General features: G+C 62.5%; 23 protein-coding genes and 1 tRNA gene. 8 read left to right on the top strand and 16 right to left on the bottom strand.

The annotated features are described in order from the left end of the window. The first annotated feature begins 187 nt into the window (after positions 1–187). Positions 188–1435 (top strand): GNAT family N-acetyltransferase, encoded by a 1248-nt coding sequence (locus RHIBR816_RS0125085; protein ID WP_018239362.1) that lies wholly within the window; start codon positions 188–190, stop codon positions 1433–1435. Positions 1436–1483: 48 nt separating this feature from the next. On the opposite strand, the gene RHIBR816_RS0125080 is transcribed toward RHIBR816_RS0125085, so the two are convergent. Continuing rightward, positions 1484–3616, bottom strand: coding sequence for an exopolysaccharide transport family protein (locus RHIBR816_RS0125080; protein ID WP_018239361.1), 2133 nt, complete (start codon positions 3614–3616; stop codon positions 1484–1486). A gap of 210 nt (positions 3617–3826) precedes the next feature. Here RHIBR816_RS0125080 and RHIBR816_RS0125075 point away from each other — a divergent pair, with 210 nt between their 5' ends. The 5 genes from RHIBR816_RS0125075 to RHIBR816_RS34590 are packed head-to-tail and all read left to right on the top strand — an operon-like array spanning position 3827 to position 9614. After that, the gene (locus tag RHIBR816_RS0125075) at positions 3827–4402 is read left to right on the top strand and encodes a polysaccharide biosynthesis/export family protein (RefSeq protein ID WP_018239360.1); all 576 of its coding nucleotides are present in this window, start codon (positions 3827–3829) and stop codon (positions 4400–4402) included. A 4-nt stretch (positions 4403–4406) separates the two neighbouring features. Continuing rightward, positions 4407–5579: a glycosyltransferase family 4 protein gene (locus tag RHIBR816_RS0125070; protein ID WP_018239359.1), complete on the top strand. Its 1173-nt coding sequence runs from the start codon at positions 4407–4409 to the stop codon at positions 5577–5579. Positions 5580–5635: 56 nt separating this feature from the next. Next, positions 5636–7198, top strand: coding sequence for an undecaprenyl-phosphate glucose phosphotransferase (locus RHIBR816_RS0125065; protein ID WP_018239358.1), 1563 nt, complete (start codon positions 5636–5638; stop codon positions 7196–7198). Further along, positions 7195–8445, top strand: coding sequence for an O-antigen ligase (locus RHIBR816_RS0125060; protein ID WP_018239357.1), 1251 nt, complete (start codon positions 7195–7197; stop codon positions 8443–8445). The genes RHIBR816_RS0125065 and RHIBR816_RS0125060 overlap by 4 nt, the downstream gene beginning before the upstream one ends. Then, a complete protein-coding gene (locus tag RHIBR816_RS34590; protein WP_018239356.1) occupies positions 8442–9614 on the top strand; it encodes a glycosyltransferase in 1173 nt (390 codons plus the stop codon). The genes RHIBR816_RS0125060 and RHIBR816_RS34590 overlap by 4 nt, the downstream gene beginning before the upstream one ends. Before the next feature lie 112 nt (positions 9615–9726). Here RHIBR816_RS34590 and RHIBR816_RS0125050 read toward each other — a convergent pair whose 3' ends face one another. Continuing rightward, on the bottom strand, positions 9727–9942 hold the full coding sequence (locus tag RHIBR816_RS0125050; RefSeq protein WP_018239355.1) for a hypothetical protein: 216 nt from the start codon (positions 9940–9942) through the stop codon (positions 9727–9729). Between the two features lie 193 nt (positions 9943–10135). Between RHIBR816_RS0125050 and RHIBR816_RS0125045 the strand changes: the two genes are divergently transcribed. Next, positions 10136–10212, top strand: a tRNA-Pro gene (locus RHIBR816_RS0125045). Between the two features lie 70 nt (positions 10213–10282). Here RHIBR816_RS0125045 and RHIBR816_RS0125040 read toward each other — a convergent pair. From RHIBR816_RS0125040 to RHIBR816_RS0124970, 14 genes are all read right to left on the bottom strand, one after another. Further along, on the bottom strand, positions 10283–11365 hold the full coding sequence (locus tag RHIBR816_RS0125040; protein WP_018239354.1) for a hypothetical protein: 1083 nt from the start codon (positions 11363–11365) through the stop codon (positions 10283–10285). Positions 11366–11504: 139 nt separating this feature from the next. Then, positions 11505–11879, bottom strand: a complete 375-nt coding sequence (locus RHIBR816_RS0125035; RefSeq protein WP_018239353.1) for a YbaN family protein — start codon at positions 11877–11879, stop codon at positions 11505–11507. Positions 11880–12068: 189 nt separating this feature from the next. Beyond that, positions 12069–12770 (bottom strand): cytochrome c3 family protein, encoded by a 702-nt coding sequence (locus RHIBR816_RS0125030; RefSeq protein ID WP_018239352.1) that lies wholly within the window; start codon positions 12768–12770, stop codon positions 12069–12071. Positions 12771–12773: 3 nt separating this feature from the next. Further along, complete coding sequence (locus RHIBR816_RS0125025) at positions 12774–13277, bottom strand: nitrate reductase cytochrome c-type subunit (protein WP_034815674.1); 504 nt, start codon at positions 13275–13277, stop codon at positions 12774–12776. Continuing rightward, positions 13247–15751, bottom strand: a complete 2505-nt coding sequence (gene napA / locus RHIBR816_RS0125020) for a periplasmic nitrate reductase subunit alpha (protein WP_018239350.1) — start codon at positions 15749–15751, stop codon at positions 13247–13249. Before napA ends, RHIBR816_RS0125025 begins: the two co-directional genes overlap by 31 nt. 13 nt (positions 15752–15764) lie before the next feature. After that, complete coding sequence (locus RHIBR816_RS0125015) at positions 15765–16013, bottom strand: chaperone NapD (protein ID WP_018239349.1); 249 nt, start codon at positions 16011–16013, stop codon at positions 15765–15767. Then, the gene (gene napF / locus RHIBR816_RS0125010; protein WP_018239348.1) at positions 16006–16506 is read right to left on the bottom strand and encodes a ferredoxin-type protein NapF; all 501 of its coding nucleotides are present in this window, start codon (positions 16504–16506) and stop codon (positions 16006–16008) included. The genes RHIBR816_RS0125015 and napF overlap by 8 nt, the downstream gene beginning before the upstream one ends. 8 nt (positions 16507–16514) lie before the next feature. Further along, positions 16515–16700, bottom strand: coding sequence for a periplasmic nitrate reductase, NapE protein (napE, locus tag RHIBR816_RS0125005; RefSeq protein WP_018239347.1), 186 nt, complete (start codon positions 16698–16700; stop codon positions 16515–16517). A 598-nt stretch (positions 16701–17298) separates the two neighbouring features. Continuing rightward, positions 17299–17829 (bottom strand): MerR family transcriptional regulator, encoded by a 531-nt coding sequence (locus RHIBR816_RS0124995; protein ID WP_018239345.1) that lies wholly within the window; start codon positions 17827–17829, stop codon positions 17299–17301. A 135-nt stretch (positions 17830–17964) separates the two neighbouring features. Continuing rightward, entirely contained in the window at positions 17965–18303 is a 339-nt protein-coding gene (locus tag RHIBR816_RS0124990; RefSeq protein ID WP_026187405.1) for an integration host factor subunit alpha, read from the bottom strand. Between the two features lie 92 nt (positions 18304–18395). After that, on the bottom strand, positions 18396–19367 hold the full coding sequence (locus tag RHIBR816_RS0124985; protein ID WP_018239343.1) for a beta-ketoacyl-ACP synthase III: 972 nt from the start codon (positions 19365–19367) through the stop codon (positions 18396–18398). An 18-nt stretch (positions 19368–19385) separates the two neighbouring features. Beyond that, positions 19386–20429, bottom strand: a complete 1044-nt coding sequence (gene plsX, locus RHIBR816_RS0124980; RefSeq protein ID WP_026187404.1) for a phosphate acyltransferase PlsX — start codon at positions 20427–20429, stop codon at positions 19386–19388. Between the two features lie 197 nt (positions 20430–20626). Further along, positions 20627–21178, bottom strand: coding sequence for a DUF177 domain-containing protein (locus RHIBR816_RS0124975; protein ID WP_018239341.1), 552 nt, complete (start codon positions 21176–21178; stop codon positions 20627–20629). A 23-nt stretch (positions 21179–21201) separates the two neighbouring features. Continuing rightward, the gene (locus tag RHIBR816_RS0124970; RefSeq protein ID WP_018239340.1) at positions 21202–21741 is read right to left on the bottom strand and encodes a ubiquinol-cytochrome C chaperone family protein; all 540 of its coding nucleotides are present in this window, start codon (positions 21739–21741) and stop codon (positions 21202–21204) included. A gap of 139 nt (positions 21742–21880) precedes the next feature. Between RHIBR816_RS0124970 and RHIBR816_RS0124965 the strand changes: the two genes are divergently transcribed. Beyond that, on the top strand, positions 21881–22390 hold the full coding sequence (locus RHIBR816_RS0124965; protein WP_026187403.1) for an outer membrane protein assembly factor BamE: 510 nt from the start codon (positions 21881–21883) through the stop codon (positions 22388–22390). Positions 22391–22419 lie beyond the last annotated feature (29 nt).

The following is a 22419-nucleotide window of genomic DNA, read 5'->3' as shown; positions in this document are numbered from 1 at the left end:
TCGGCACGTTCCTATCGGCTGGGTGATGTAACGCCTCAGCGACGAATTCCAAGCCGACCATGAACCGCACGTTTCATGCTTTGCTAACTGCATTGACCGGTCGCGGCCAAGCCGACGGCGGCATTAAGGGGATGTAGCGATTTTTGCCGTCCAATCGCGACACCACGCATGCCGAACGATCCGAGAGATGGCCCAATCCTATTTCACCCTTGCCTCGCCGAGCAAAAAATCGGCACTCGCCAGTCCAATGCGTCCGGCTTCCGAAAGTTGCCAGGCGGAGCGGATCACGCTTTCCGTCCATTGCGATATGACGGAACTCGAGGCGGATTGGCGTATGCTCGATGCCAACACGCTGAACTCCCTGCATCAGAGCTTCGACTGGTGCGCCGCCTGGAAAGTCGCCCATGAGAGCGAATTGCTGGTCGTGCGCGGTGCCGTTGGCGGGCAAGTGCTGTTCCTCCTGCCGTTCGAGGTCGAGCGGGGTCGCTTGTTCCGCACCGCCCGGGTGATCGCTACCGGGCACAGCAATCTCAACACCGGGCTTTTTGCGGCCGAGATCGAGCGCGCGCCGCAGAACGAACTCATCCGGCCGCTGACCGTAGGACTTCGCCGCGCGCTTCGCGCCTACGCCGATGTCGTTGCGCTTGAAAAGACACCGGGCTCTTGGCGTGGCCGGCCCCATCCCCTCGCCGCCCTGCCCGGGATCTCCAATCCGAACGCCTCTTTCCAGCTCGGGCTTGCCGGCGACATGGAGCGCACGCTCGCCCAGCTCAACGCAAAGCGCCGGCGCAAGAAGATGCGCCTCTCCGAAAGGCGGCTCGCGGAACTCGGCGGCTACGACTATGTGATTGCCGACGAGCCGGCGGAAGCGCATGCGCTGCTGGAGACGTTCTTCCGGCAGAAAGCTGCGCGGCTGGAAGCCCAGGGCCTGCCGGACGTCTTCGACAACGCGGAGACGCGCGCCTTCTTTCGCCTGTTGATCGATCGGCAAGGCGCCGGCGACAGGCTACTCGAACTCCATGCGATCCGCCTCAAGGGGGAACATCAGGGCCGGATCATCGCCGTGACCGGCCTGTCGCGAAAAGGCGACCACGTCATCTGCCAGTTTGGTTCGATCGAGGACGCGATTGCCGCCGACAGCAGTCCGGGCGAGTTGCTGTTCTACCGGGTGATCGAACGTCTCTGCGGCGAAGGCGTCGCACTCTTCGACTTCGGGATCGGCGACCAGCCCTACAAGCGATCATGGTGCACGGTGGAAACGCCCCTGCGCGACATCACCCTGCCGCTGACTTTACGCGGATATGCGGCAGCCGGCCTGCATCGCGCTGTCGTCCGCGCCAAGCGCGCCATCAAGGCGAACAGGACGCTTTATGCATTCGTGCAGAGGCGGCGGCGCCAGCTGGTGCGGGCCACTGCAGAAATCGCCGAAGACTGAGACCAGGCTAAGCCGGACCTACTGGAGCCGCCCCAACTGCCGCCCGCCTCAGGCCGCGCGGCGGTTGGGAAGCTCAGGGCTACCGCCGCCGCTGCCGGTCATCAAGACGATGTCCCGGTAGCCGGCCTCGCCGAAGCTCGTCAGTTCCTCGATGATCTTTTCCTCGCTCACTGAAGGCGCCGAAAGGATGATCTCGACCTCCTCGCTCCGAGCCACCTTGGCGATGGAGGCCGCGTCCGCCGCACCGCATTCGACCAGCACGAGGTCGTAGGCGCTCTTCAGCGCGTCGATGATGATCTGCAAGCGCTCGATGCCGCGCATCGCCGAATGCGGGTCCGCGTCGCCATGCGGGACGATATGCGCCTCGGAAAACCTGTCCGCATGGATTGTCTCGGTGAAAGCGACCTCGCCAGACAGCAGGTTGGTAATTCCAGGCAGATGCAGCGACTGGGCCATCAGCCGCGTCGGGCAGGCCGAGCCGGAAAGGTCGATGAGCACAACCTTGTGCTCCTCTTCGGCAAGCAGACGCGCCAGCATCACCGTTGCCGTCGACCCCTCGTCGCCGCCCGGCGAGACTGAAACGGCGACCCGGATACCGTTGCCAAGCAGATGCTCGGCAACCGACTCGATCGAGAAATCATGCTCGGCAGGAATGTCTGCCTCATGCTCCTCCCGTTCCTGCTCGGCGGATACTTCGACCGCCGGAACGGGTGTCGGCGCCTCGTCCGCGACAAGAGACGGTTCCGGAGCCGCGGCCTCCGGTGTCGTTCCTGTTTCCGACACCGGCCGCAGCGCCCTGCCACTGAAGAGTTCGCCGAGCATAATGACGACGCAGGTGATCAGAAGGCTTGCAAGGGCTGCGACGATGGTGATCGGCATCACCTTGGGGAAACTCGCCGTGGTCGGCACGACGGCATTGGAGATGACGCGGGCATCGGCGGGGGTCGCGTTCGCGACGCTTCGCGATGTCGCTTCCCGGTAGCGGGCAAGATAGGTTTCCAGAAGCTGGCGCTGGGCCGCCGCCTCGCGCTCCAGCGCACGGAGCCCCACCTCTTCCTCGCCCGCCTGCGCCGACTGGGCCTTCAGCGCGTTCAACTGCTGAAGCAATTGCTGTTCGCGCAGCTGGCCTACCTTCGCCTCGTTCTCGAGGCTGGAGAGTATTTTGCGCGTCTCCGCACGAATCTGTGATTGGATGCCTTCGAGCTGTGATTTCAGCCCCTTCAATCGGGGATGACCGTCGAGCAGCGCCGTGGACAGATCGGCGATCTGTGCCTGCAGGCTGGCCTGACTCTCCTTCAGCCGCTGGATCATCGGCGAGCCGACGATGTCGGTGAGCGTATCGACCGACCGGCCATCGGCAAGCGCTGCACGCACGCCTTCGGCACGCGCCGCCGCATTCGCCCTTTCCGCGCGGACCCGCGCCAACTCGGTTGAAATATCGGTGAGCTGCCGGGTCGCGAAGTTCTCGGTTTCGCCAGTCGGAAGCAAGCCGGATTCGGCACGATAGGCGGCGACCTTGGCCTCCGCCTCGCGAACCTTTTCCCGCAGATTGGCGATTTCCGGCTCCAGCCAGCGGCTGGCTTCCGAGTTGGAGTCGAGCTTCGCACCGCTCTGCAGCGAGAGATAGACCTTGGCCATCTCGTCCGGAACGGCGGCGGCGAGCTTCGGATCCTGCGACGTGAACGCAATGGCGATGACGCGCGACTTCTCGACCTGGTAGACCTGCAGCTTCGAATTGAACTCTTTCAGTACCCGCTCTTCCGGCGGCAATTCGAGCGGGTTCTTCTTGAAACCAAGCATGACCAGGAGATCGGAGACCGCAGACGGCTGCGCCGACGGATCGAACTCCTCCAGCTCGTGCAGCTTCATATTGCGAGCGACCTGCTTGATGAGGTCGGCGGAGCGCAGCACCTGCACCTGGCTGGCGATACCGGATTCGTCGAAAATGCGCTCCGATCCCGCCTGGGAAAGCTGGTTCGGGCCGCTGAATTCCGGCTCGCGCGATTCGATCAGGACGCGCGTTTCGCTCTCGTAAGCAGGCGCGATCATCTTCGCTGCACCAAAGGCGATCGCCGCTGCACCGACTGTCGCGAGCAAGACGCGGGCGCGACGCTGCCAGATGGCGCGAAAGAGCCCGCCGAGATCGATATCCACATCCTGCTGACCGCCGACGCCCGACATGTCTCTACCCCAAAAGCTTCCGCAATTCAGCCGGAAGGTAAAGGAACATGGTAACGCAAGTGTTAATTGCGGACACAACTGTGAGATGTTTGTGCTTTGCAGGGCACGGATCGCAGCCGGCAAATTCCACCGGGAGTTTACCGGCTATTAACCCTAACGGATCGATAACATCGCAGAAAGGTGTTCATTCCGGAGCCAACGAGAACCCGCATGTCGATCGCAGGCACAAAGACAGCACGCGCTTTCGCCGTGGCAATAATGTCGGCGCTCGCCAGCGGTTGCACAAGCTACCAGCCGGCTCCCAAGGGGTTCAGCGAGGCGACGATCCAGCCCTACAGGCTGGACAGCGGCGACCGCCTTCGTGTCACCGTTTTCGAACAGCCGGCCCTCAGCGGAACCTACACTGTCGACCAGGCAGGCTACGTGGCTTTCCCGCTGGTTGGAGCGGTGCCGTCCCGCGGCCATACGCTTCCGGAACTGGAGGGGATGATCGCGGCCAAGCTGCGTGAAGGCTTCCTGCGCGATCCCGACGTGACAATCGAAGTCGACCGCTACCGTTCGGTCTTCATCATGGGCGAAGTGGGCCAGTCTGGCCAATACAGCTACGTCCCGGGAATGACCGTGCAGAACGCCATTGCGGTCGCCGGCGGCTTCAGCCCCCGGGCAAACCAGGCGAATGCCGACATTACCCGCAAGGTCAACGGCCGGATCATAACGGGTCGCGTCCCGATCACCGATCCGGTGCTTGCGGGCGACACGATCTATGTTCGCGAACGGCTGTTCTGAAGCCATGGCGCATGACCGTCCCTTGCGCATCCTGCATTGCTTCAGATCGCCGATCGGCGGCATTTTCCGCCATGTCCGGGATCTGGCAGAGGCCCATGCGGAAGCCGGCCATCAGGTGGGAATTCTCTGCGACAGCACCACGGGCGGGTCCTATGAAGACGCGCTCTTCGACGAGGTCCGCCCCTTCCTGGCGCTCGGCATCGTCCGCACGCCGATCCATCGCACGATCGGGCCATCGGACATTGGCGCGCTCTGGCGCAGCTACAAGCAAATCAGAAGCTTGCAACCGGATGTGCTGCACGGGCACGGCGCCAAGGGCGGCGTGCTCGCGCGCATCATCGGTTCAGCCCTGCGGGTCAACAAGTATCGCGTAGCCCGCCTCTATTCGCCCCATGGGGGCAGCCTCCACTATGACCGAGAGTCCTTGGTCGGCAGCGCCATCTTCCGGATGGAGCGGCTGCAGGAGCGTCTCACCGACGCGCTCGTCTTCGTCTGCGATTTCGAGCGGCAGACCTATTTCGCCAAGGTCGGACGGCCTGCGGGGCGCAACGAGCTGATCCATAACGGTATCAGCGACACGGAGTTCGCACCGATCGCTGCCCGGCCAGATGCGGTCGATTTTCTCTATATCGGAATGATGCGCGACCTGAAGGGTCCCGATCTTTTTGTCGAAGGCTTCGCAAAGGCAGAGGCTCTTGCCGGACGACCGCTCTCCGGCCTGATGATCGGCGACGGTCCGCAGCAATCCCAATATGAAGAGATGATAGCCCGCATGGGGCTCGGCAGTCGCCTCGGGATGCTTCCGGCGATGAAGGCCCGCGACGCGTTCGCGCTCGCGCGCACCGTCGTCATCCCCTCGCGGGCAGAATCGATGCCCTATATCCTTCTGGAAGCGCTCGCCGCCGGAAAGCCGGTCATCGCGTCCCGTGTCGGTGGCATGCCGGAAGTGCTTGGTGCCGACAGCGGAGCGCTCGTCGATCCGGCCAATGCAAAGGCACTCGCAGCGGTCATGGCGGCCGCCGCCCTCGACGAGAGTTGGGCTGCCCGGACGATGCCCGATGCGGAGCGCTTCAGGTCAGGCTTCTCGGCCGCCGTGATGACCAGGCGCGTCATGCAACTCTATCGCGAACTCACGGAAGAATCGCTTTTCGCCGAGGCGCGCCTTCGTACAACGTAAGCGTTTCTTAGTGGCTTTCTGCTATCGAGGCGAAGGGACAGCGCCGGAAAGCCACCATGAACCAGTTTGACAGGCCCGAGACCTTCGATGCCGAGGCGCTTCGCAAGAAGGTCTCCGAGATCCGAGCGCTTTCTCCGGACGACAAGCAGGCCGAGAGGAGTCCGACGCCGCTCAATCCGCTCGCCCGCCAGATTGCGCACCAGTTCCGGGCCGATACCTATTCTCCTTCGATGATCACCGGCCTCGTCCGGCTGCTCGACCTCTGCGCACTGTTTGCGATCGGCTATGCCATCAATACGCAATACGTCCGTCCCGCGCTCGAGGACCTGCCGGTCTACCTCGCCATTCTCGCCCTCGGTTCCGCGCTCGCCGTGATCGCCATGCAGTTGGCCGACACCTACCAGGTGCCCGCACTCAGGGCGTGGCTCAGGATGACGCCCCGCATTCTGGCCGCCTGGGTGGCGACCTTCGGCATGATCGCGCTCGCTCTCTTCTTCCTGAAATCGGGCCATCTCTATTCACGCGTCTGGGTCGGCGGCTGGTTCGTCGCCGGCGCTCTCTTCCTTGTCGCCGAACGCGCCTTCATCGCCTATTCGATCCGGCATTGGTCGCGCAACGGCACGATGGAGCGCCGCGCCGTGATCGTCGGCGGCGGCGCGCCCGCGAGAGACCTTATCCGAACCATCGAGCACCAGCCAGACAACGACATCCGCATTTGCGGCATCTTCGACGACCGCGACGAACGGCGCTCGCCGCATGTGATCGCAGGCTACCCGAAGCTCGGGACCGTGGACGAACTCGTCGAATTCGCGCGACTCGCCCGGATCGACATGCTGATCTTCTCGCTGCCCCTGACGGCGGAAAGGCGCATCCTCGAACTTCTGAGGAAGCTCTGGGTGCTGCCGCTCGACATTCGCCTCGCCGCCCATGCCAACAATCTGCGTTTCCGGCCGCGCAGCTACTCTCACGTCGGCCAGGTGCCGATGCTCGACATCTTCGACAAGCCGATCGCTGATTGGGACTCGGTCGCCAAACGCTGCTTCGACATCTTCTTCAGCATCGTGGCGCTCGTCCTGCTCTGGCCGGTGATGCTGGTCGCGGCGATCGCGGTCAAGGTCACCTCCCCCGGCCCGATCATCTTCAAGCAGCACCGCCACGGCTTCAACAACGAGATCATCGAAGTCTACAAGTTCCGCTCGATGTACACGCATCTGAGCGATCCGACGGCCCGCAACGCGGTGACCAAGCGCGACCCCCGCGTCACGCCCGTCGGCCGCTTCCTGCGCAAATCCTCGATCGACGAGCTGCCGCAGATCTTCAACGTGCTGAAAGGCGAGCTCTCGCTTGTCGGACCGCGCCCGCATGCCGTTCTCGCCCAAACCCAGAACCGCACCTATTCGGATGTCGTGGAGGGCTATTTCGCCCGCCACCGGGTCAAGCCCGGCGTCACCGGCTGGGCGCAGATCAACGGCTGGCGCGGCGAGATCGACAATGACGAAAAGATCCGTTTCCGTACCGCCTTCGACCTCTACTACATCGAGAACTGGTCGCTGCTCCTCGACCTGAAGATCCTGTTTCTGACACCGATCCGGCTGCTCAATACGGAAAACGCCTATTGATCGCCGTCAACGCCCCTCAGTCCGCCATCCTCCGGCCCCAGCTCGCGGCGGTTTCAATCATCGGATCCGGCCTTGTGGCGATGGGCGTTTTCCTGTCGGGCTTCGTGATTGCCGAGCCCGCACCCTATGAAGTCTTCATGGCCGGCCTCATCGGCCTCTGGTCGCTCTTCGGGTTGAGGATTTCGCGCGCCATCGCGCCCCTGCTCGCCCTGCTCCTCCTCTTCATGGTCGGCGGCATCCTGTCGCTGACGGTGATGGCCGAACTCGCGACCGCGCCCATGTACATGGCCGTCTCCGGCTTTCTGGCGCTGACGGCAGTCTTCTTCGCTGCGATCATCGAAGATCGGCACCAGCGACTGCGGCTCATCTTCGATGCCTGGGTTGCCGCTGCCGTCATCACGAGCCTTCTCGGCGTTCTCGGCTATTTCGGCGCAATTCCGGGGGCGGCAAACTTCACCCTCTATGACCGCGCCAAGGGCGCATTCCAGGATCCCAACGTCTTCGGGCCGTTTCTCGCCGCGCCGGTGTGCTATCTGATGCACGGCCTGCTCACGCAGCCGATCCGGCGCGCTCCGCTGAAAATCACCGGTCTGCTCGCGCTCACCCTCGGCGTATTCCTTTCCTTTTCCCGCGCGGCCTGGGCCCTCAATCTTTTTTGCGTCGTCGCGCTGATCTTCGTCATGCTGCTGAAGGAGCGCAGCGGCCTGTTCCGCTTGAGGATCCTCGTGCTCGCCCTCTGCGGCGCCCTTTTCGTCACGGCCGCGCTTGCTGCCGCGCTGCAGTCGGAGCAGGTGTCCGCGCTGTTTTCGAGCCGCTCGCAGCTCGTGCAGGACTACGACGGCGGGCATCTCGGGCGTTTCGACCGACACCGGATCGGCTTTCTGATGTCGATGGAAAAGCCGTTCGGCATCGGGCCGATGGTCTTCAGCACCATGTTTCCGGAGGACGAGCACAATGTCTGGCTGAAGAGCCTGACGTCCTACGGCTGGCTGGGCTTTGTCGCCTATCTAACCCTGATTGCATGGACGCTGACGCTCGGCTTCCGGTTCCTGCTGCTCGACCGTCCATGGCAGCCATGCCTGATGATTGCGTGGGTGACACTGATCGGTCATGTCGGCATCGGCAATGTCATCGACACCGATCACTGGCGTCATTTCTATCTGCTGCTCGGCATCGTCTGGGGATGCGCCGCGCTCGAATACCGCAATCGGCGGGAGGCCCGCGGCGCAAGGCTCGCTTCGCCATGACACCGCCCGTCGGCAACGGGTCGGCAGCCGTTCCGTTGCGTCTCCTGCAAGTCCTCGAACCAAGCGGCGGCGGCTCTGGGCGGCATTTCCTCGATCTGTGCCGCGGCATGTTGGCGCGCGGCCACCATGTGGAGGCGATCTACTCGCCGGTGCGCGCCGAAGACGGCTTCGTGCGCGAGCTCGAGGCATTGGGTCTGCCGGCGGTCCATGCGGTCGACATGCGTCGCGCGCCAGGCCCTTCCGATCTCAAGGCCCTGCGCACTATCGGCCGCATCGCCCGCGAGCAGGGTCGCTTCGACGTCATCCACGGCCACAGTTCGAAAGCCGGGGCTCTTACCCGGCTGAGATTGCCGGGGCGGCACGTGCCGCGCGTCTACACGCCGCACGCTTTCAGGACCATGGATCCTGCACTCGGCCGCACGGGCCGGCTCGTCTACGGCGCGATCGAGTCGGCGCTCGCCTGGTTCTTCACCGATCACCTCATTGCCGTTTCGGAGGATGAACGCGCGCACGCGCTGTCGCTGCGCGTCCCGAGCGGACGGATGTCCGTCGTCACCAATGGGGTCGAAACCCCCTCCCGCGATATGGCGCGAACGGTCCGCGCGCGCTTCGGCATCCCGGCCGACGCCTTCGTCTACGGCTTCATCGGCCGCCTCTGCGCTCAGAAAGCGCCCGAACGGCTGCTCGATGCCTTCAGGAGCGCCGCTGCAGTCATCAGGAACAGTCATCTGGTGATGGTCGGTTCCGGCGAGCTGGAAGGCGAGCTTCGCCGAGGCATTGAGGAAAGCGGCCTGCAAAGCCGTATCCACCTGACCTCCGCCTTCGGCGGGCCGCAGGCGGTTGCCGCTTTCGACGTGCTCGTTATGCCGAGCCGATATGAGGCGATGTCCTACGTCATGCTCGAGGCAGCGGCAGCGGCGCGGCCGATCATCATTTCCGACGTTGGCGGCGCAAGGACCGCCGTCGACAGTACCCAGAACGGCTTCATCGTCGCCAACAGCGACGATATCTCGGATCTCGCCAGGGCCATGATTTCAGCCGCGCAACCGGAGGTTCATGAGAAGCTTGCCGCAGCGGCCCATGCCCGCAAGGACCGCTTCACGCTGGAGCGGATGCTGGATGAGACTGAAGTGGTCTACCGTGAGCTCGCGAAGCGCCGGCGCCCCTGAAGCCCGAAGTCCTATAGACAGACTGGACGCTCGCGCGTTGACTACATGCGGAAAGCGGGCCTCGAAGGCGCCATTGACGCCCGGCGAGACCCGCATTCGCCGCTCTCCCGGCTTAGTCTTCGGCGGTCGGTTCTTCTTGCTGCAGTTTCTGCTGCAGGAGAAGTTCGTCGGCTGGCGCGGACTGTTCGGTCTTCGTCACGCTGGCCGTCGTGATCTCCTTGTCCACCGGATCCGTCGAGACCGTGGTGTCGTTGTGGCCGAGGCAGGCGGCTGATGCCGCCGTCGCGGAAAGCGCGAGGGCAGCTGCAATTACGAGGATGCGCTTCATAGGGCTTCTCCTGTTGTTGCGGGTGCAGTGTAGCCGCGCCGCCGCCGCCGACCAAATCACAAAACCGTTCGCCCCCGTGCTCCCCGTGCCACTCCGGCCTTCCAAAGCTGCGGAAGGGGCGGCGGGGATCCATTTTCCCCTTGCGCCACGCGTATGTTCCGACTAATGAGAGCGGGCTTGTAAACAAGCGGGTCGGAGCGTAGCGCAGCCCGGTAGCGCACTTGACTGGGGGTCAAGGGGTCGTGGGTTCGAATCCCGCCGCTCCGACCATTTAACTCCTTGAAAATCAAGGTTTATCCTGCCCCACCGGTGGCAGGGCATTCCCTCGTCGTCAAGCTCCTCAGATCGAACGGATCGCCAGCGAGTTCAGCAGCCAGGCCGAATCGATTGAGATATCGATGCTGACGTCGTTGAGCAGTGCCCAGATGCGATCGGCAACGCCGACATAGACCCAGAGTTCGCGGCCGGCGGGGAAGGCCATCTCCGTGAACAGGTTGATGATTCTTCTTTCACCGGGGACCGCCTGGACGCTCGTGCCGGGGAAGCTCTCGCCGTCGCCGCGGCAGTCGAGGCCCGAGATGAACCATTGGTCGCTCACCTCGTTGGCCGGATCGACGTCGTCCCAGTTCCAGAAGACGGCCATCACCAGCCTGCCGCGCGTCGTGGCATGGAAGTCGGACCATCCGAACTCGTCATAGGTCGAGATATGATGGCGGCAAAGGAGGGCCGTCAGATCGGCCTTGACCTGCAATATGCCGGTGCGAAGCGTCTTGAAGGGAACGAGATAACCGTTCTCCCGATAGGCGCAGAGCAGGTCGACGTCGGACGCATCATCGTTGCGGGCGACCAGCTTGGATCCCATGCGGGCGGCGCAATCAAGATAGGACTTGTTCTCGACGATGGCCCCGTCGCCGGTCGCCTGGTTCTGATCGAGCCGGTCCCAGCAGCCGCCATAATGCGGGTAGAACAGCTTTTCCTTGTCCGGATCGGGGGCGACGTAGACGATCGGCGGCTGCACCAGGGCGTCGGCGAGGCTACCGACCACCGATTCATGAAAATGAAAGGCGCTGTAGCCCTTCACGAGTTGACCGAACTTGTCATAGGCACGGTCGTGCAGACCTTTGACCCTCTTCAGGTCAACTTCGGCGTTTCTGGCTTCGATCAGCGACTTGTATCTTAGTCCGGGACCGCGGGGATCATCGCGTCGGCCGCCCCGCGCAGCACTGGCAATCTCGTCGCGCAATGCGGGTGGAAAGACCTGCCGCCGCTCTTCGCCGAACGATTGGCGCAAAGCATCCAGCTTATCCACCGTGGCGCGCCACTCATCCTTCTGCCGACGCTGATAGATCGCCTGAAGCCGATCCAGAACCTCGGGCGTCGACCGATCGGTCCTCGTCCGTTCGATATGGTCTGCTATTTGCATAGCTTCCTCCATGGTTGCGAATGTCGGCGCCGGTCCGCCTCCACCAATCAAGAGGTCAGACTGACCCAGACTATTTTTGCCATAGGTTGTGCGCTTTGCCTGTTACATCAGGAACGCTGTCCCGCTCCAGGTCGCGCGCTCACTTCCTCGGTTCGGGCCGGGAAACAATGAAGGCGCTGACCACCAGCATGATCGAGGCGACGATCGATGCTGTCAGCAAGGAGGGGTGCAGGCGGAGCCAGAAGAATGCGAAGCCCAGAGCCATCAGCGACAGCGCGTAAATCTTGGCGCCCCGCGATATCGAACCGTCCTCCCGCCAGTCGCGCAACGGTGCTCCGAACAAGGGATGCTCGAAAAGCCATTGTTCGAGACGAGGGGAAGACCGGGCAAAGAGCCATGCGGCCAGGAGCAGGAAGGGGGTCGTCGGCAGAAGCGGCAGGAATATGCCGGCTATGCCGATGCCGACCATGATCCAGCCGAGCCCGAGAAGAAGAAGGCGCATGGAAAGGTTCAACTGACTTCTCCTTGCCAGGGCCTGACGAAACGAGCGACTGCCGCTTCCTTGAATTGGAACCGAAAAGCATGCAGCAAATCAAGGCGCTTCGGCGCCGTTTGCGTGTCTGATGCCACACGCGGCGCTGTAGCGTCCTTCGCCCTGTTGATGAAGGAGATGAGGCGACCGGGGCCGGGTCTTCACCTTGCCCTAGTTTTCCAGGGCCGCCCTGTGGATGTCGTTCATGGCGCGCTTCAGATCGTCGATCGCGGATGTGGAGGGCAGCGTCTCTCCCTCGAGTTCGGGCGGCAGCTTCCATCCGGGCTCAACGCCCTGCATGTTCGGCAGCTCGTGGGCAATGCCCTTGTGGCAATCGATGCAGGTGGCCTTTCCCGGCAGCAGATAGCGTGTATGGATCTCGGCGGCGCGCTGCGTCTGCTTGGAAAGATCCATCGCCGCCGACGAGTGACAGTTGCGGCACTCGAGGCTGTCATTGGCCTTGAGCCTCGCCCATTCATGCTTGGCGAGTTCGAGGCGGTGGTCGAGGAATTTCTCGCGCGTGTTGATGGTCCCGAAGATCTTGCCCCAGACTTCCTTGGAGGCCTGCATCTTGCGGGCGATCTTGTCAGTCCATTCATGCGGCACATGGCAGTCGGGGCAGGATGCCCTCACCCCCGAGCGGTTGGAGAAATGGATGGTGCGCGTCAGTTCCTCGTAGACGTTGTTCCGCATCTCGTGACAGGAGATGCAGAAGGTTTCCGTATTGGTGAGCTCCAGCGCGGTGTTGAATGCGCCCCAGAAGACGACGCCGCCGACGAAGCCGCCGAGCGTCAGGAAGGCAAGGCTGAGGGTTGCGGCCGGGGTGGTGAGAAGCTTCCACACCCAGAGCAGGACGCGCTTTATCCGAGCCATGGCCTACTCGCTCCCCGCCTGCTTGACGCCCATGTCGCTCATGTCCTTGAAGGTGTTGTTGACGAGCGGACGCACATCGGCCTGCGGGACATGGCAGGCCGTGCAGAAATAACGCCGCGGCGAGACATCGGCGAGCATCTGGCCTTCGCGCGTCATGTAGTGGGTGACGCTGATCATCGGCGCACCCGATTCCTGGGTGAGTTCGCGCTTGTGGCAGGAAAGGCAGCGGTTGGTATTGACCGAAAGCTGGTAACCCTCGATCGAATGCGGAATGACCGGCGGCTGGTCCGGATAGGCGCGCTCCTTGCGGGCGTCGTCCACCACCCATTTCGGGATCGGCTTCGCCTCCACCTCACCCATCTCCTGCGGCGGCCCGGAGAGGGCCGGGACTCTTTCGGGAGCCATCTGGGCGATTGCTCCCGTCGCAACGAACAGGATCGCCAGCAGCCCGCCGAGCCACGTTCCGGGGCTTTTTATCATGCGACAGAGACGATTTTGACCGCGCATTTCTTGAAATCCGTCTGTTTGGAGATGGGATCGGTTGCGTCGAGCGTCACCTTGTTGATCAGCTTGCTGGCGTCGAACCAGGGAACGAAGATGACGCCCGGCGGCATGCGGTTGCGGCCGCGCGTCTCGACGCGGGCACGAATCTCGCCGCGCCGGGAAACGATGCGCACCTCGGCGCCCTGGTTGATGCCGCGATCGCGCGCGTCGCCGGCATTCATGAAGCAGACTGCACCGGGAAACGCCTTGTAGAGTTCCGGCACCCGCATCGTCATCGAGCCAGAGTGCCAATGCTCGAGGACGCGGCCCGTCACCAGCCAGACATTGTATTCGTCGTCAGGAGATTCCGCCGGCGGTTCGTAGGGAACGGCAAGGATCACCGCCCTGCCGTCCGGACGGCCATAGAACTTCACGCCCTCCCCCGGCTTCACATAGGGATCATAGCCTTCCCGGTAGCGCCAAAGCGTTTCCTTGCCATCGACGACGGGCCAGCGGAGCCCCCGTTCCTCGTGGTAGCGGTCGTACGGCGCCAGGTCATGCCCGTGCCCGCGCCCGAAGGAGGCATATTCCTCGAACAACCCCTTCTGGATGTAGAAGCCGAAAGCCTCGGCCTCCCGATTGGCGTATTCCCGGTTGATTTCGCTTGCCGGAAAGCGGTCGACATTGCCGTTCTTGAAGAGCACGTCGTAGAGGGTCTTGCCGCGATAGCCGGGATTGGCATCGAGAATGGCGGGTGGCCAAACCTCGTCGGTGATGAAGCGCTTCGAGAATTCCACCATCTGCCAAAGATCGGAACGCGCCTCGCCGGGCGCATCGACGAGCTGATGCCAGACATGGGTCCGGCGCTCGGCATTGCCATAGGCGCCTTCCTTCTCCACCCACATGGCGGCGGGAAGGATGAGGTCGGCGCTCATCGCCGTGATCGTCGGATAGACATCGGAGACGACGATGAAATTGTCCGGATTTCGGTAACCCTGATAGGTCTCGTTGCTCGTGTTCGGCGCCGCCTGGACGTTGTTGTTGACCTGAACCCAATAGAAATTGAGCTTGCCGTCCTTCAGCATCCGGTCCTGCTCGACGGCGTGGTAGCCGGGCTTTTCCGGAATGAGGCCATGGGGAATGCGCCAGATTTCCTCGGCGTGCTTGCGGTGCTCCGGGTTGGTGACGGTCATATCCGCCGGCAGTCGGTGGGCGAAGGTACCGACCTCGCGTGCCGTGCCGCAGGCCGAAGGCTGGCCGGTCAGCGAGAACGGGCTGTTGCCAGGCTCGGAGATCTTTCCGGTCAGGAGATGGAGGTTGTAGACCATCTGGTTCACCCAGACACCGCGCACGTGCTGGTTGAACCCCATGGTCCAGAGCGACATCACCTTGCGGTTGGGATCGGCATAGAGATCGGCCAGTTGTTCGAGGAAGCCGGCCTCGACGCCGGTCAATTCGACGGTCTTGTCGAGCGTGTATTCCGAAACGAACGCCTTGAACGCCTCGAAGTCGCTCGGCGTCATCTTCGCCGCATCCTTGGCATTCTTCGCCTTGAGCTCGAGCGGATTGTCCGGCCTTAGGCCGTAGCCGATGTCGGTCGCGCCAACCATGAAGGTCGTGTGCTTCTTGACGAAGTCCTCGTTCACCCGGCCCGTCTGGATGATGTGATTGGCGATATAGTTGAGGATCGCCAGATCGGTGCCGGGCTTGAAGACGATCGGAATGTCGGCGAGATCCATGCTGCGATGGGTGAAGGTGGAGAGCACCGCCACCTTCACATGCTCATGCCCGAGCCTTCGGTCGGCGAGACGCGTCCAGAGGATCGGGTGCATCTCCGCCATGTTCGAGCCCCAGAGCACGAAGGCGTCGGCATGCTCGAAGTCGTCGTAGCACCCCATCGGCTCGTCCATGCCGAAGGTGCGCATGAAGGCTACAGCGGCAGAGGCCATGCAGTGGCGGGCATTGGGATCGAGATTGTTGGAGCGGAAGCCGGCGCGCATTAGCTTCGTGGCCGCATAGCCCTCGAAGATCGTCCATTGCCCCGAGCCGAACATTCCGACGGCGGTCGGTCCCTTCTCCTTCAACACCCTCTTCGCCTGCGCTGCCATGACGTCGAAGGCTTCGTCCCAGCTTACCGGCTCGAACTCGCCGTCCTTGGCGTAGGCACCATTGCGCTTGCGCATCAGGGGCGTTTTCAGACGGTCGGCGCCGTACATGATCTTGGAAAGGAAATAGCCCTTGATGCAGTTGAGGCCGCGGTTGACCTCGGCCTGCATGTCGCCGTGGGTGGCGACTACCTGCCCCTCCTTGACGCCGACCATGACGCCGCAGCCGGTTCCGCAGAAGCGGCACGGCGCCTTGGCCCATTTGATCTGCAACGCTTCCACACCGCCCGGCACGGGCTGCGCCGCGGCCGGAAGCGCGATGCCCGCAGTGGCTGCGGCGATGCCGGCGGCATGCGCCTTCAAGATTTCGCGCCGCGTCAGTTCGCCAGTCATTGCGGTCGTCTCCCTAAGCTTCGACATGCTCAAACACCATATTGGCTGCCACCACGCCCTCGATCAGCGAGATGCGCGACAGGATTTCGCCGAGCATTCCTGTGCTCGTTCCCTCAATCACGACGACGATCTTTCCCGCTTCATGCGCGTAGACCTCGACGTTCGGCATCTCGGCAAGTTGAGCGATGACGCGCTCCTGCATATGCGGCATCGCGACGACGACGGCGCTCGAGACGTGATAGGGCGCGTCTGGATCAGACATGCAGGCTCTCCCTTGTGACTTCACGGAGGCCGATGGCAGCGACGGGGCAGACGGCAAGACAGGCGCCGCAGCCGGTGCAGGCCTCCTCGGCGAGCTCGGGCAGGAACGGACCGCCGGCGCGCGGACGGAAGCGGATCGCCTCCGTCGGACAGGCATCGCGACAGGCCTGGCAATCGGTGCCGTTCCTGGCGAGACAGTTCTCGCCGACGATCGCGACATGGAGAAAGGATTGTGGCCGGCCGGTGAAGACCGGCTCCGGACAGAGATCCGCGCATTGGCCGCAGAAGGTGCATTCCGCGACGGAGAAATCGAGCGCGGGGCGATCTGCGATCAGCCGGATGATGTGCGTCGGACAGGCGTCGACGCATCGTCCGCACCCCGTACAGGCCTCAAGGCTCGCGGCGGTTGTGCCGGGAGGACGGACACGTTCGCGCCACCCCTCGTACCGACCACGCAGAAAATTCCGCCTTGCTATGTCGGTTCCCTCACCCATGCGCGCCCTCAATGCACTGGCGGACCGGGCGGTCCATAGACGATCTGGAACATCCAAACCAGAAACCCGTAGGCACCGACCACGCCCACGGCGACGATCGGCCAGATGCCGAACGCCAAGACGAGAAATGTAACAAATTCGGACTTCCGTTGCGACCGCAACGGACCTGCGTTGGTCCGGTCGACGTCAGGCATTTTGCGACTCCCACCTCGAACGCACGCGCCTTTCGGCAAACTTAGCGCGATGAATATAAAAATAAAGGGAGATTCCAAATAATTCGCCAGATCTATGTTTTCTTCATAGATAGACTTGATTTTTGTCAATTACGCTGCAGTTTCTTGACGGAAATTACCCACTTTTAAGACACTAGAAATTCAAAGTTGCCCGGATAAACGGATCAATTGCACTTAAAATATATTATGATGTCGATATTATACATTTGCTGCAGTGCAGTTCGACTACTGGAATCTGCACTGGAGACTGCGTCGAAGCGTCGCTGAGCTTTCTTCAGCAGTTTGATGCCCTCGACGTTCGTGTCGATATGCGGTGATGATTCGCCGTGATGGAGGTCAGACGCGCCATTGGCAAGCATGCTCAATATCATGCCCTTTGCCCTCGGCTTCCCGGCGCCGGACGCCGGGGCGAGGACGTTTCAACCGGCGTGCGCCCGCCACGTAGGCGGTCCTGAGCACAGAAGTTGCCCGCGGGGCGCGTGTTTGCGACAAGGTCGCCTCATGCAGGCGACGATCGATGCGCCGGTTGTCCCGGCGTCAAAGGCGCAACACCTATTGGCTACCGAACCTGGTCGAGCAGGCGCTTGCACTCCAGAAGGTCGTAAAGAGCTTCCTGCAGCAACGCCCTGTCCTCCTTGTTGACCGAGGTCTTGCCAATCGAGATTTCTGCATCGTCGCTGCTGCCGCCAAAAGAGAAGAAGCGTCGACTTGCCGGGGCTTTGGGGCGGCCGACGATCTGGTCCTCGTCGGCAACACCGACCTTCGGCGCCGGCGGTTCTTCGTGGCTGGAAGCCGCAAGCGCCTCGACGGTGGCGAGATCGCCGCTCGCGATCGCGGCGACGAACTTGTTGCCATTCGCCTTCAGAAGTTTCTGAACGCCCTTGATCGTGTAGCCGTGGTCGTAGAGGAGATGTCGAATGCCCTTGAGCAGATCGACGTCTTCGGGTCGGTAGTAGCGCCGGCCGCCGCCGCGCTTCATCGGCTTGATCTGCTGGAAGCGCGTCTCCCAGAACCGCAACACATGCTGGGGCAGGTCCAGTTCGTCTGCGACCTCGCTGATGGTACGGAAGGCGTCCGGGCTTTTTTCCATGTCGTCCCCATTTCCATAGTCACGCGAAGCTACGTGCGGCAATGACTGGATCATTGCGCGATGATCGCACGAATCGGACCCATTTCAATGGCTTATGGATGGGTTTTCAACCACATTTGTGGTTGCGGCCCTCCCTCAGGAGGCCGTACCGGCCTGCTTCTGCTTGGCCTTTCGGCTGAGATGCGCCTTCAAGACCCGCTGTTTCAGCACGTTGGACGCCTTGAACGTCATCACCCGGCGCGGCGAGATCGGCACTTCTTCGCCCGTCTTGGGGTTTCGCCCGATGCGCTCGTTCTTGTCGCGGACCTGGAACGTCGCGAACGAAGACAGCTTGACGCTCTCGCCACGCACGATTGCGTTGCAGATTTCGTCGATGACGGTCTCCACCAGCTCGGCAGACTCCGTTCGAGACAAACCGACCTTACGAAAAACCGACTCAGCCAAGTCTGCTCGCGTTACTGTTTTTCCGCTCATCTTCCCCCACCGATGTCTGGCATGCCGATCAGCGATGGAAGACTATTGCCCTTGCCTTTTTCGGTCAAGCACCTGCCGTCATTCAATTATTTTTACCAGCGGATGAGAACGGAGCCCCAGGTGAAGCCGCCGCCCATGGCTTCGAGCATCACCAGGTCGCCCTTCTTGATGCGCCCGTCGGAGGCAGCTGCCTCAAGCGCGAGCGGAATCGAAGCGGCGGACGTATTGCCATGCAGGTCGACGGTCACCACAACCTTTTCGTTCGGGATGCCCAACTTCTTCGCGGAACCGTCGATGATGCGGCGATTGGCCTGGTGCGGCACCAGCCAGTCGACGTCGTCGGCCGAGGTTCCCGTAGCTTCGAAGGCTGCCTCAATCACGTCGGTGATCATGCCGACGGCATGCTTGAAGACCTCGCGCCCCTCCATCCGGAGATGGCCGACGGTGCCGGTCGTCGAGGGGCCGCCGTCGACATAGAGCTTGTCGCCATGGATGCCGTCGGACCGTAACTGCGCCGTCAGCACGCCGCGATCGGCAGTGGTGCCTTCGCCCTGCTGCGCTTCGAGGACGATGGCGCCGGCGCCGTCGCCGAAGAGCACGCAGGTCGTGCGGTCCGACCAGTCGAGAATGCGCGAGAAGGTCTCGGCGCCGATGACCAAAGCGCGCTTGGCGAGACCGCCGCGGATATAGGCATCGGCAGTCGCGACCGCATAGACGAAGCCGGAACAGACCGCCTGCAGGTCGAAGGCTGCTCCGTGGCGCATGCCGAGACGGTTCTGGATATTGACCGCCGTCGCCGGGAAAGTGTTGTCGGGCGTCGAGGTCGCAACGATGATCAGGTCGAGGTCATCGGCCGTCAGGCCGGCCCTCTCGAGCGCGGCGCGCGCAGCGCCCTCACCAAGCGAGGCGGTCGTCTCGCCCTCGCCGGCGATGTGGCGCTGACGAATACCGGTCCGCTGCACGATCCATTCGTCGGACGTGTCGACCTTGGATTCCATTTCCTTATTGGTCATCACTCGCTTCGGCAGCGCTGCGCCGAAGCCGCGAACGACAGAACGGATCATCTAATCAAACCTCTTCAATCATGCCGGCGGCAGGGCTTCGGTCGGCTCGGCACCGTGATAACGTGCCAGGTCGGCCTCGATCTTGGCCTTCAGGCCGTTCTTCACCATATCGTAGCCGACGTCGATCGCGGCGGCGAAGCCTTCCGCGTCCGTACCGCCGTGGCTCTTGATGACCACGCCGTTGAGCCCGAGGAAGACGCCGCCATTGACCTTGCGGGGGTCCATCTTCTCGCGCAGTCGGTCGAAGGCGCCCTTGGCGAAGATGTAGCCGATCTTTGCAAGCAGGGTGCGCGACATCGCGGAGCGAAGATATTCGGCGATCTGGCGGGCGGTGCCTTCGGCCGCCTTCAGCGCGATATTCCCAGAAAAACCTTCGGTGACGACGACGTCGACCGTACCGCGGCCGATATCGTCACCCTCGACGAAACCGTAGTAATCGATCCCCTCGATATTGGCCTCGCGGATGAGCCGGCCGGCCTCCTTGACCTCTTCCTGGCCCTTGATCTCCTCGACGCCGACATTCAGCAGGCCGACGGAGGGGCGCTCGACCTCGAAGAGGGCACGGGCCATGGCGCCGCCCATCAGCGCGAAATCCATGAGCTGCTGCGCGTCCGCGCCGATCGTCGCCCCGACATCGAGCACAATGCTTTCGCCCTTGAGGGTCGGCCAGATCGCCGCGATCGCCGGACGCTGGATGCCCCGCATGGTCCGAAGGCAGAAGACCGACATCGCCATCAGCGCGCCGGTATTGCCCGCCGAGACCACTACATCCGCCTCATCGGCATTGATCGCGTCGATCGCCTTCCACATGCTGGACTTGCCGCGCCCGCGGCGCAACGCCTGGCTCGGCTTCTCATCCATGCCGACGGCGATCTCGCAATCATGGAAGGTACCGCTTGCCTGAAGCTTCGGATACTTGGCCAGCAGTTCGGCGCAGCGCGATTCTTGGCCAAACAGGACGAACTTTATGTCCGGGTGACGTTCGAGCGCCCTGGCTGCGCCCGGGATGACGACCTCTGGACCATAGTCGCCTCCCATAACGTCAAGTGAAATTCTGACCACGCGTGTCTTATCCCTTCTTCCCGCCACGCGACGCATTGCGCCCCTGCGCAATCTTCACGCAGCGACGATCCGTGCTTCCTTCTGGCGCCCGGCCAGAATTCAGCGTGTCGGCACAACGGCCCCCTCGGCTGAAGTCGGGCCAAAATACTGCTTTTCGTCTGCGTGACAACCGAATTGTAAGCTCGGCCGACTCCGTTTCAATCCTTTTTCAAATCCTTAAGGACCGCAAACGGGTTGGGCCGCTTGTCATCCGCTGCCGCGCTTTCGATGCGCTCGCCGAAGACCGCGCCGTCCTTGCGCGGATAGGGGTCGATCGCAAGCGCCACATGCTCGCTGACGACCACGCCCACGTCGATCGTATCGCCGGAAAACGTATCAGGAATGTCCGGTCCGCTCGGATCCAGGACCATCTCGCCGCCGTCATTGTCGGCTTGCCGCGCCAAGCGTGAGCCCTCGGGTACGAAGATCGCCTCGACCGGCTCGGATATTTCCGCCTCGACGGGATCGAGCGTAACGACGCAGCTCTGGACGAGCTCGGCCCGAACCTCGCCCTTGATTTTCACACCGTCTTTCTTCCAGCGACCGATCTGCAGGTCGGCGACAAGCAAGCGGACCTCGTCGACCTTCCAAAGGACAGCAAGCGCCTGCCGCTCGGTCTCGTTGGCGGACAGATGCACGCCGACAGGATTGGCCGAAATATGCCCTACCTTGACGGGGTAGGAGAATGCCGGTTTGCTTTCGTGATGCATGATGAAGATCCTTCCTGCAGCGTCTATTGGTCCCCTGCCGGAGGCACGCGCAACTGTCCGGTTTCGACCGCGTCTTCCGGGACCTCCGCCAGCGTGGCTTCGACGGACAGCAGGTAGCGCGCCAGGCCCGCCATTGTCGGCGCGTCCTCTTGCTGGGGGTGAAAATTCCGCCTGAGCGCATCGGCAAGCGACTGCCTGTCGCCGCTCTCCAGAGCTGCCGCATAGGACTCCAGCCGGCCGTAGAACATGCCGGCAAGCTTTTTCATCTTCTTCGGCACGCCGGCGTCGCCGACACCCAGCTCACGGATCGAATGGTCGACATCCTCGAAGAAAGCGTCGACGATCTCCTGGGCGATTTCCTGGCCGCTCCGGGCTGAAGCCCGGGTGCGCCGGAAATAGAGAATCAGGATCGCCGACAACATCTCGAAACGCCCCATCACCGTATCGGGCACATCGAGGTCGGTATAGAGAAACGCCTGACGCGCCGCTGCGGTCAGAAGCGCATACTGGCGCTCCACAATCGCAATGTTGCCGCTTTTTCTCTTGAACAGTCCAAAAATCATAACAAAGCCCAGCCGTGGCTTTCTCGAATTCACGGGCACGCGCCCATGACGTTGTTGCATGATAGCCGAAGCTGGTTTACCGAAGCAGGCACGAATTGCAATGGCGCATATGCCATCGTTACTCCAAGGGGAGCAGTCGTTGACGAAGCGGTATCTGACATCAAACCTTAGAATTCTTGGCCGTGCCGTCGTCGTGGCTTCCCTTTGTACAGCAGTGCTTGCCGGCTGCCAGTCGGCGAATGTCGGCGAAGTCCTGCATCAGGGCTATGTCGTCGATCAAGAAACGCTCAACCTGGTCCCCGTCGGCTCGAGCCGCGAACAGGTACTGCTCTCGCTCGGCACGCCCTCGACGACGGCGACCTTCGACAATGAGGTGTTCTACTACATCTCGCAGAAGCGCCAGCGCCCGGTCGCCTTCATGAAGCCGAAGCTGATCGACCAGTCGATCCTCGCCGTCTATTTCGACAAGGAAGGCGTCGTCAGCCAGCTTGCCCACTACACGATGAAGGACGGCAAGGTCTTCGACATGCTGTCGCGCACGACGCCGACGGGCGGCAAGGAAACGAGTTTCCTCGGCCAGCTCTTGACCGGTCCCGGTGCTGGACAGGCGGCGGCGCGCAATCTGTTCAAGGACTTCGGCAAATACTGACGGAATTTCCTTTCAAACAAAAAGCCCGC

The organism is Ensifer sp. BR816 (genome assembly GCF_000378985.1).
Taxonomy (GTDB): Bacteria; Pseudomonadota; Alphaproteobacteria; order Rhizobiales; family Rhizobiaceae; genus Sinorhizobium.
Note: the sequence above shows the minus strand (reverse complement) of the source record. Positions and strands in the feature narration are given on the sequence as shown.